This is a genomic window from Alcanivorax sp. (assembly GCF_002733835.1).
GTDB lineage: Bacteria > Pseudomonadota > Gammaproteobacteria > Pseudomonadales > Alcanivoracaceae > Alcanivorax.
In genome coordinates this window covers 19,830-28,250 of the sequence record NZ_NVWY01000022.1, presented here as the reverse complement: position 1 = coordinate 28,250, position 8,421 = coordinate 19,830, and the positions used below count along the sequence as shown (strand labels likewise).

General features: G+C 57.4%; 10 protein-coding genes and 1 other RNA gene. 5 read left to right on the top strand and 6 right to left on the bottom strand.

Annotated features, from left to right (window positions below):
- The first annotated feature begins 189 nt into the window (after positions 1–189).
- Both ssrS and COA55_RS10595 read left to right on the top strand, forming a co-directional pair.
- Positions 190–373, top strand: a non-coding RNA gene (ssrS, locus tag COA55_RS10600) — 6S RNA.
- Between the two features lie 31 nt (positions 374–404).
- A complete protein-coding gene (locus COA55_RS10595; RefSeq protein ID WP_063521024.1) occupies positions 405–1,004 on the top strand; it encodes a 5-formyltetrahydrofolate cyclo-ligase in 600 nt (199 codons plus the stop codon).
- Here COA55_RS10595 and COA55_RS10590 read toward each other — a convergent pair.
- On the bottom strand, positions 985–1,134 hold the full coding sequence (locus COA55_RS10590) for a hypothetical protein (RefSeq protein ID WP_156497101.1): 150 nt from the start codon (positions 1,132–1,134) through the stop codon (positions 985–987). The two genes, COA55_RS10595 and COA55_RS10590, sit on opposite strands and share 20 nt — an antisense overlap.
- A gap of 338 nt (positions 1,135–1,472) precedes the next feature.
- Positions 1,473–3,008 carry a threonine ammonia-lyase, biosynthetic gene (ilvA, locus tag COA55_RS10585; RefSeq protein ID WP_082872522.1) on the bottom strand — a complete coding sequence of 512 codons (1,536 nt, stop codon included), beginning with the start codon at positions 3,006–3,008 and terminating at the stop codon, positions 1,473–1,475.
- A gap of 138 nt (positions 3,009–3,146) precedes the next feature.
- On the opposite strand from ilvA, the gene rpiA reads away from it, so the two are divergent.
- A complete protein-coding gene (rpiA, locus tag COA55_RS10580; protein ID WP_290502105.1) occupies positions 3,147–3,800 on the top strand; it encodes a ribose-5-phosphate isomerase RpiA in 654 nt (217 codons plus the stop codon).
- 83 nt (positions 3,801–3,883) lie between these two features.
- Here the strand turns inward: rpiA and COA55_RS10575 are convergent, their stop codons facing one another.
- Positions 3,884–4,408 (bottom strand): hypothetical protein, encoded by a 525-nt coding sequence (locus tag COA55_RS10575; RefSeq protein WP_290502104.1) that lies wholly within the window; start codon positions 4,406–4,408, stop codon positions 3,884–3,886.
- A 104-nt stretch (positions 4,409–4,512) separates the two neighbouring features.
- Entirely contained in the window at positions 4,513–5,472 is a 960-nt protein-coding gene (locus tag COA55_RS10570; protein ID WP_290502103.1) for an alpha/beta hydrolase, read from the bottom strand.
- Between the two features lie 70 nt (positions 5,473–5,542).
- Between COA55_RS10570 and COA55_RS10565 the strand changes: the two genes are divergently transcribed.
- On the top strand, positions 5,543–6,187 hold the full coding sequence (locus COA55_RS10565) for a flavin reductase (protein ID WP_063520703.1): 645 nt from the start codon (positions 5,543–5,545) through the stop codon (positions 6,185–6,187).
- Here the strand turns inward: COA55_RS10565 and COA55_RS10560 are convergent, their stop codons facing one another.
- Entirely contained in the window at positions 6,188–6,514 is a 327-nt protein-coding gene (locus COA55_RS10560) for a hypothetical protein (protein WP_063539151.1), read from the bottom strand. It lies immediately after the preceding gene.
- A 198-nt stretch (positions 6,515–6,712) separates the two neighbouring features.
- Here COA55_RS10560 and COA55_RS10555 point away from each other — a divergent pair, with 198 nt between their 5' ends.
- Complete coding sequence (locus COA55_RS10555; RefSeq protein WP_290502100.1) at positions 6,713–7,141, top strand: META domain-containing protein; 429 nt, start codon at positions 6,713–6,715, stop codon at positions 7,139–7,141.
- A gap of 146 nt (positions 7,142–7,287) precedes the next feature.
- On the opposite strand, the gene fba is transcribed toward COA55_RS10555, so the two are convergent.
- The gene (gene fba / locus COA55_RS10550; protein WP_063520710.1) at positions 7,288–8,352 is read right to left on the bottom strand and encodes a class II fructose-bisphosphate aldolase; all 1,065 of its coding nucleotides are present in this window, start codon (positions 8,350–8,352) and stop codon (positions 7,288–7,290) included.
- Between the last annotated feature and the right edge of the window lie 69 nt (positions 8,353–8,421).

Below are 8,421 nucleotides of genomic sequence, written 5' to 3'. Positions count from 1 at the left end.
TCGTTCGTATCGCCTTCGCGCTCATGAAAAATGGCACCGACTATCAGCCGGCCCCTGCCTCATGAAGACTGGGGTGGACAACATAGAATCTCCTACAGCGGCTTCGCATCCAGACCAAGAACCACCAACGAAATCCCTTCCCTGTCAAGACTGACCCGGCCCCTGCACCACTGATACACTTACCCCAAGTGCTTCCTGGCCCGTGCGCCAGAGGGTCAAGTCCCCTTGCCGATAATGTACTACCCGGGGGCATATATTGCCTTGTCCGTGTGCATGTCCGCCTATTGAGCGGAAAGCCTGAGGGCAATGCTGCTGCCTCCACCTTGAACCTTCGGTTCAAGGGTCAAACCCGCAGCGGCGGGCCGGGAAGCACCCTTATATTATCGCCTGACGCCGGACGCCGGATGCCTGACGCGAAAACCACCGACACGCGACAACGCCAGCAACTGCGCCGACAGTTCCGACAGCGCCGCCGCGCCCTCAGCAGCGGCCAGCGACGCCGCGCCAGTGCACGCTTCGGCCCTGCCCTGGCCCGGGCCATTCAACATCGTCCTGCCCGCCACGTGGCTATCTACCTGCCCAACGACGGCGAACTGGATGTACGCCCTGCCTTGCGCCACCCGCGTTTTCAACAGGCCTCTACCTATCTGCCTTTTGTCGACGCACTGCGGCCCGGCTATCTGCAATTTCGCCTCTGGCAGCATCACCATCCCATGCGAGCCAATGCCTACGGCATTCACGAGCCCGCCCTGCGCTACCGTGGCCGGGCCCTGTGGGCACTGGATGTGATTATTCTGCCAGCGGTGGCGTTTGATGAGGCGGGGTATCGGCTGGGAATGGGGGGCGGCTACTACGATCGCACCCTGGAACAACTGGCACGGCACCCTCGACGGCCACGGCTGGTGGCTGCGGGGTACGATTTTCAGAAAATGGAGAGAGGCGAGCTGCCGGTGGCCCCGTGGGACCAACCGGTAGAGAGTATTGTTACTGCGTCGTCTGCGTGACAGTAATGCCTGCGCTGTCAGCGTAACGCTGGTAATCCGGTTCATTTCCACCATGGGTGAGGCTGCTGACCAGCACGCCTAACCCGAAAACAACCGCCAGTAGCACCAAGGCGTCCGGCTTTTTCTTCATTGTTCTATTCCCCAAAACGGTACAGCAATATGAAAAAAGTGACCCAAAAGTATTAACAAGATTGTCACCTTAGTCTGATTTAACAGCATAAAATGCCAAGTGGGTCAAAATTTGATCATTTCCAAATGTAAAGTCAAGCAGTTAGCGCGGGTTGCTGACACTTCTTAACAGAACTCTGCAGTAACTCTCTACGTTCAAAGTGCGCTACGCTCGTCAATCGTTGCCCCTTTTAACAACCAACACAATGTAAAATCAATGAGTTAGCAAAAAATCGGACAAAAAAGACAGAAACGCAAACAAAACCGGCTACGCCGATTAACCGACAGGCTAAATAGCGATTAGTTCAAAAATAACCGGTAGGCGGGGTTGTCGCTCTCCTCAACCATGGGATAAGGCACCTTCTTGAGGTCGGCCAATAGCTTGCTCTGCTTGCCATCCTCCACCTGGAAGCCCACCAGCACACGGCCATAGGCCGCGCCGTGGTTACGGTAATGGAACAGGCTGATATTCCATTTTTCGCCCAGGGATTGCAGAAACTTCATCAGCGCTCCGGGGCGCTCCGGAAATTCCACCCTGAACAGCCGCTCCTTCAGGTCATGCCGGGAGGTGTGCCCGCCCACCAGATGACGAATATGCAGCTTGGCCATCTCATTACCGCTCATATCCACCACCGGATAACCGCGCTCCTGCAGCTCGCTCATTAGCGTCTGCAGCGCCTCTCCGCCCGGCCGCAACTGAATACCGACAAAGATATTGGCATCCCGGTCATCGCTGTAGCGGTAGTTGAATTCCGTAATGCCGCGCCGCCCCAGGGCCTGGCAGAACGCCCGAAACGCACCAGGCGTTTCCGGTATGGTGACAGCCAGAATCGCCTCGCGCTGCTCGCCCAGCTCGGCACGCTCTGACACATGACGCAGCCGGTCAAAATTCACATTGGCGCCACTCTGAATTGCCACCAGCGTCTGGTCACGCACATCGTGCTTGGTTACCCAGTTCTTCAAACCCGCCAGGGCCAGCGCCCCCGCCGGTTCGCAGATGGCACGGGTATCCTCGAACGCGTCCTTGATGGCCGCACAGATTTCATCGGTGCTGGCGGTGATCACTTCATCCACGTGATCACGCAACACCTTGTAGGTTTCCTTGCCGATCTGCTTCACGGCAACACCGTCCGCAAACAGCCCCACTTCCGGCAGGGTGACCCGACGTTTTTTCTCCAGGGCGGCTTTCAGGCAGGCGGCATCTTCCGGCTCCACCGCGATCACCTTCACCTCCGGGCGCACGTACTTCACATAAGCCGCCACCCCGGCCGCCAGCCCACCGCCGCCCACCGGGATAAAAATCGCATCCAGTTCGCGGCTTTGCTGACGCAGAATCTCCATGCCCACCGTGCCCTGGCCGGCAATCACATCCGGATCATCGTAAGGGTGAACAAAGGTCAGGTTGTCACGGGCCTGCAGCTTCAGCGCGTGGGCCAGGGCTTCGTCAAAGCTGTCGCCATGCAACACCGCCTTGCCACCGTGACGACGCACGGAACTTACCTTGATATCCGGCGTGGTACGCGGCATCACGATGGTCGCTTTGACCCCCATGGCCGACGCCGCCAGCGCCAGTCCCTGGGCATGATTCCCTGCTGACGCACAGATGACCCCGCGTGCAAGCTGTTCCTCGTTCAACTGACACAACTTGTTGTAGGCGCCGCGCAGCTTGAAGGAAAACACCGGTTGCAGATCTTCCCGTTTGAGCAGCACCCGGTTGCCAATACGTTTGGAAATCAACGGCGCTGCATGAATGGGAGTTTCCACCGCCACGTCGTAGACGCGGGATTGCAGTATCCGTTTAACGTATTTGTCCAGCATGGAGGGTTCCGGGCTCATTCTGTGAAGGGAAAGGAATAGTCTAGGGGCTGGCCGGCACAAATGCGATAGCCCGGGGTCGAGTCAGGACCGCCGCTGGCCTATAATTGGCGCACACCTCAGGGTCGATACACACCCATATTACGACAGGACAGCCTCATGGATCAGGATGCGCTGAAAAAGCAGGTAGCCGAAGCCGCACTGCGTTTTGTCCCCGAAGGGGAAATCATCGGCGTGGGCACCGGCTCCACCGCCAACTTCTTTATCGACGGACTGGCCACCCTCAAGGATCGCATCAAAGGCGCTGTGGCCAGCTCCGATGCCACCGCCGAGCGACTCAAGCAGCATGGCATCCAGGTCTTTTCACTGAACGACGTGGGCAACCTGCCAGTGTATGTAGATGGCGCTGACGAAGTGAACAGCCACCGGGAAATGATCAAGGGCGGCGGCGGCGCACTTACCCGCGAGAAAATTGTCGCCGCAGCGGCGCGGGAATTCATCTGCATTGTGGATGCCTCCAAGCAGGTGAAACGCCTCGGCGCGTTCCCGCTACCGGTAGAAGTCATCCCCATGGCGCGTTCTTACGTGGCCCGCAAACTCGTCGCACTGGGTGGGCAACCGGAATACCGAGAAGGCTTTGTCACGGACAACGGCAACATCATTCTCGATGTGCACAACCTGGATATCACCAACCCGATTGAACTGGAAACCACGCTCAACAACATTGTCGGCGTCGTCACCAACGGCCTGTTCGCCAAGCGGCCTGCCGACGTGGTGCTGGTGGGTGAAAACGGTACGGTGAACCAATACTGAGGCGCGACGGCAAACGCCCAAAACTGTCTCACAAGAACAAAAAAGGCCGCGAACCGCGACCTTTTTTGTTCCCGGAAAGAATATTAATCCCAGAAGTTATACCAGGATTTTTCTTTCTTCTCAGCGTCCGCCTTGGCATCCGCTTTAGCATCGGCGCTGACACCTGCAGCACCCGCTTTCATTTCAGCGTTGGCACTGGCGCCAGCCCCTTGCGCATTATTCATGGCATCTTCATGACGTTGACGCGCGGCATCACGGCTTTCTTCCATTTTCTTCATGTTGGCTTCATGCTTGGCACGGGCATCATCGCCCATTGCGTTTGCGTCATCCTTCATGGCATCACGCTTTGCCTTGGCATCTTCTTTCATCGCGTCATGGCGGGCTTTGGCATCGCTTTCCATTGCATCACGCTGGGCCCGTGCATCTTTTTCCATCTGTTTGGCATCGGCCTTGGCCGCATCTCGCTGGTCACGAACAGTCTGTTCAGCAGCATCGGCATCTGCCTGGGCATTCACGGCAGCATTGACGCCTGTATTCAGGTCTGCCACGGCAGCCTGACTCAACAAGACCGCACCGGAAGCAGCGGCCAACATCCATTTACTGTTCATCATAGACTCCTTGTAAAAACACAAAACTCCCTGGTTGGGAACCGTGAATTCACACTGTTACAAAGCCGCAACCGGCTCAAGTAACAAAGCGTAAAAAATCGAATTTACGCCAGGTACTCGTCAATAATGGAAAAGATTTTACGTCTGAACGCTTCATTTTCATTGGCAAGCTGGTGGCGGGCTCCCGGAAGCATATGGATATCGGGACTTTCAAATTTCTGTTTGATCATCTCCAGGTTATATTGCCAGTCCACCGTTTCATCCCTGTCTCCCTGAATCACCACCGGCGACACTTTTATCCGTGACGCTTTTTCAAAACCCGGCATCCATTTCTTCAGGGCGCTCACCCAGATGGCGGAAATACGTCGTGCCTGCAAAGGGTCTTTGTTTTCCAGAAAGTCGAGAAAATCCGGATCGTTGGAGTTGATGGTAAAAACCCGTTTCAGGGTTTTGGCAAACGGGCTGACCATGGTGTGCAACCAACGAGCCGTTCCCCACTTGAACGGCCGCACCAGTGGCGCCAGCAGAATGACCTGCTCAAAAGGGTTCTCATCGCCCTCACCGCGGCTGACCAGGTAATCCATTACGATGGCCCCCCCGGTACTCTGGGCAATCACATGCCAGGGCTTGGGGAAATAATTGGTTGCCAACGACAGGCACTGTTCCAGTACGTCGCGGTAGGTACGAAAATCGTCGATCACGGCTTGCGGGCCAGTGCTCAACCCGTGGCCCGGCAAATCATAGGCGAGCACCGCATAGCCCAGCTCCAGCACATGGCCGATCACATGCCGGTACAATCCCACATGGTCGAAGTAGCCGTGGCAAATCAGCACAGTGCCCCGCGGCTGAACGGGCGGCTTCGGCCGCCAGCCATGCACGGAAAGCATATGCCCCGCCGCCTCGAAATAACCGAAGCCATGCTCCAGGTCCGGCAGGCGATCGGCAAAATTGAGACCGTAGTACGCCACATAGCGCTGGCTGGATTCACTCAGCGGATCGAAGGCCTCCCAGTTCAAGGGCTGCCACTGCTGAATAATCTGATCGCGATCGAAAGGGTTTGCCATAGCCGGTAACGGGTCTCCACGGTTTACTCACGGCACCTACCGATAATACGGGCCAGGGAGGAATCACACCATGCATCTGACAGCCGATACACTCAAGGGTTTACCCCGCGGGGAGCGGGTCAATCTGGTCAATAGCCTGTCCGGCTTCAAAAGTGCCAACCTGGTGGGCACTCGCTCCGAGAACGGCCAGGAAAACCTGGCCATGGTCGGCTCCTGCTTTCATCTCGGGGCCGACCCGGCATTGATGGGGATGATATTGCGCCCGCACTCGGTGGACCGGCATAGCCTGGAATACTTGCAAGGCACAGGTGTTTATACGCTCAACCAGGTCCATGCCGAGATCCTCGAAGCCGCCCACCAGACCGCCGCCCGCTATCCCCGGAATACCTCCGAGTTCACCGCTACCGGGCTAAGCCCAGCCTACCTGCCCGACTTTGCCGCCCCCTTCGTGGCACAGGCGCGGATAAAACTGGGCATGGCGGTGAGGGAAGTGCAAACCCTGGCGGTGAATAACACCGTTCTGGTGATCGGTGCCATCGAACATATCCTGCTACCCGATGAGGTACTGGGGGATGATGGCTTTGTGGATATTGAACGGGCCGGGACGGTGGCGCTGTCGGGGCTGGATAGCTACCACCGCAGTCAGCGTATCGGCCGGCTCAGCTATGCCAAGCCGGACAAGCCCCTACACTGGCTGACAAACGACGAAGACTGATCAGGCGGCGGGCGCCGCCTGGGTCAACGCCAGCCAGCCCCACCAGCCGGTTAACACCAGGATCGGCAGAGACAACAACAATCCCCATAGCACCAGCCGATTGGCCCAGGGATTCAGCGTCGGATGGCGCAGCGCAAAACATGGGGACGCCGGCACAGGCAGCAACAAAATCGCAAACCCCCATAGCCAGCGCCGCTGACCGAACGCGGTGAGCATCAGGCTCAACCAGCCCATCCACAGAATGCCCACCCCAGCGGCGGACAGCATGGCCAGCGGCAGCGCCAGCCACTGGTGCTCAATATAAAATTCCAGCAACGTATTCAGCATGGCCTGCCATCATTGCGATCAGAAAAGTGAAGATAAGAGAGGATTCACTGCATTGTCCTGTTCTTCCGCGACCAGTCAACGCACTCCTCTCATCCATTGCAACAACCTTGCGCCACATCAATAAACGCCAGCCGGGCCGGGAACCATATCGCCCCGCACATACACTAAGTAACCAACAACGTCTCACAAGGACACACCATGACCCCATTTCGCCTTCCGCTGCTGCTGGGCAGCACCGCACTGTTACTGGCTGCCTGTACAGGGCAGCCAGCCAACGAGGTACGCACCATGGTTGAAGAGAGCCAACTGCGTGGAGAAGCCTGGTCCGTCACATCGCTTAATGGCGAAGACGTCACTGAGGCTACCGTCACGCTGAACTTTCATCAGCCCGGGCAAGTGGCCGGCAAGGCCGCCTGCAACAATTATATGGCCACCTATGTGCAGGACGAGGACAGCTTCACCATCACCACCGGCGGCGTCACCATGATGGCTTGCCCAGCACCACTGATGGAAATGGAGCGGCAATTTTTGGACGCCCTCAAGGGAGTCAATAACGCCGACATTAACAAGCAGGGCCGACTGATTCTCACCGGCAGCGATGACATCAGGATTGAAGCCCGCCGGTAAAAAAGGGCCTCATGGATTAGCGCGGCATGGCACCCACCAAAGCCGCTTGATAGCAGCTCTGAAAAACAAAAAAGCCGCACCCAACCGGGTACGGCTTTTTTGTTTTGATCTACGTGCTGCCTGCAGCGTGAAGCCTGCTGCGTCTCTTATTTAACCCGCGGATCCAGATCACCGGACTCATAACGCTGGAACATGGTTTCCAGGCTGATCGGCTTGATCTTGTCCGCATGGCCCGCCGTACCAAAGGCTTCATAGCGAGCGATACAGATATCACGCATGGCGGTGATGGATTCTTTCAGGTACTTGCGCGGATCAAACTCGGCCGGGTTCTGGGCCAGGAAGCGACGGATCGCCCCGGTGGATGCCAGACGCAGGTCCGTATCGATATTAACCTTGCGAACGCCGTGCTTGATGCCTTCCTGAATTTCTTCCACCGGCACCCCGTAGGTCTCCGGGATTTCACCACCGAATTCATTGATGATGGCCAGCCAGTCCTGCGGCACGGAAGAGGAGCCGTGCATGACCAGGTGGGTATCCGGAATGCGCTGGTGAATCGCCTTGATCTGCTCAATGGCGAGGATGTCGCCGGTGGGCGGACGAGTGAACTTGTACGCACCATGGCTGGTGCCGATGGCAATCGCCAGTGCATCCACTTTGGTTTTCTTTACGAAGTCCGCCGCTTCTTCCGGGTCGGTGAGCATCTGTTCATGAGTCAGCTTGCCTTCCGCACCGATGCCATCTTCTTCGCCGGCTTCACCGGTTTCCAGCGACCCCAGGCAACCCAGCTCGCCTTCCACCGAGACACCACAGGCGTGGGCCATGTCCACGGTGCGACGGGTCACATCCACGTTGTAGTCGTAATCGGTGGGGGTCTTGCCGTCTTCACCCAGTGAACCGTCCATCATTACCGAAGAGAACCCCAGCTGGATGGAACGCTGGCACACAGACGGGCTGGTGCCATGATCCTGATGCATCACCACGGGAATGTGCGGAAACTCTTCGGTGGCCGCCAGGATCAGGTGACGCAGGAAAGGCGCACCGGCATATTTACGCGCACCAGCAGATGCCTGCACGATGACCGGGGAATTCGTTTTGTCCGCGGCTTCCATGATGGCGCGCATCTGTTCCACGTTGTTCACGTTATAAGCCGGTACGCCGTAGCCGAACTCGGCAGCGTGATCCAGCAGCTGTCGCATGCTTACTAGTGCCATGATTTTTCCCCTTCGTTAATCCGTTTGCGGTGCGCCGCACCGCCTATACTTCGTCCATTACAGCCTGAC

Bases quoted from the DNA above. Each gene is read 5' to 3' on its own strand.
- COA55_RS10555 (WP_290502100.1), top strand. From the start codon at position 6,713: ATGACCCCATTTCGCCTTCCGCTGCTGCTGGGCAGCACCGCACTGTTA.
- ilvA (WP_082872522.1), bottom strand. From the start codon at position 3,008: ATGAGCCCGGAACCCTCCATGCTGGACAAATACGTTAAACGGATACTG.
- rpiA (WP_290502105.1), top strand. From the start codon at position 3,147: ATGGATCAGGATGCGCTGAAAAAGCAGGTAGCCGAAGCCGCACTGCGT.
- COA55_RS10590 (WP_156497101.1), bottom strand. From the start codon at position 1,134: ATGAAGAAAAAGCCGGACGCCTTGGTGCTACTGGCGGTTGTTTTCGGG.
- COA55_RS10560 (WP_063539151.1), bottom strand. From the start codon at position 6,514: ATGCTGAATACGTTGCTGGAATTTTATATTGAGCACCAGTGGCTGGCG.
- COA55_RS10575 (WP_290502104.1), bottom strand. From the start codon at position 4,408: ATGAACAGTAAATGGATGTTGGCCGCTGCTTCCGGTGCGGTCTTGTTG.
- COA55_RS10565 (WP_063520703.1), top strand. From the start codon at position 5,543: ATGCATCTGACAGCCGATACACTCAAGGGTTTACCCCGCGGGGAGCGG.
- COA55_RS10595 (WP_063521024.1), top strand. From the start codon at position 405: ATGCCTGACGCGAAAACCACCGACACGCGACAACGCCAGCAACTGCGC.
- COA55_RS10570 (WP_290502103.1), bottom strand. From the start codon at position 5,472: ATGGCAAACCCTTTCGATCGCGATCAGATTATTCAGCAGTGGCAGCCC.
- fba (WP_063520710.1), bottom strand. From the start codon at position 8,352: ATGGCACTAGTAAGCATGCGACAGCTGCTGGATCACGCTGCCGAGTTC.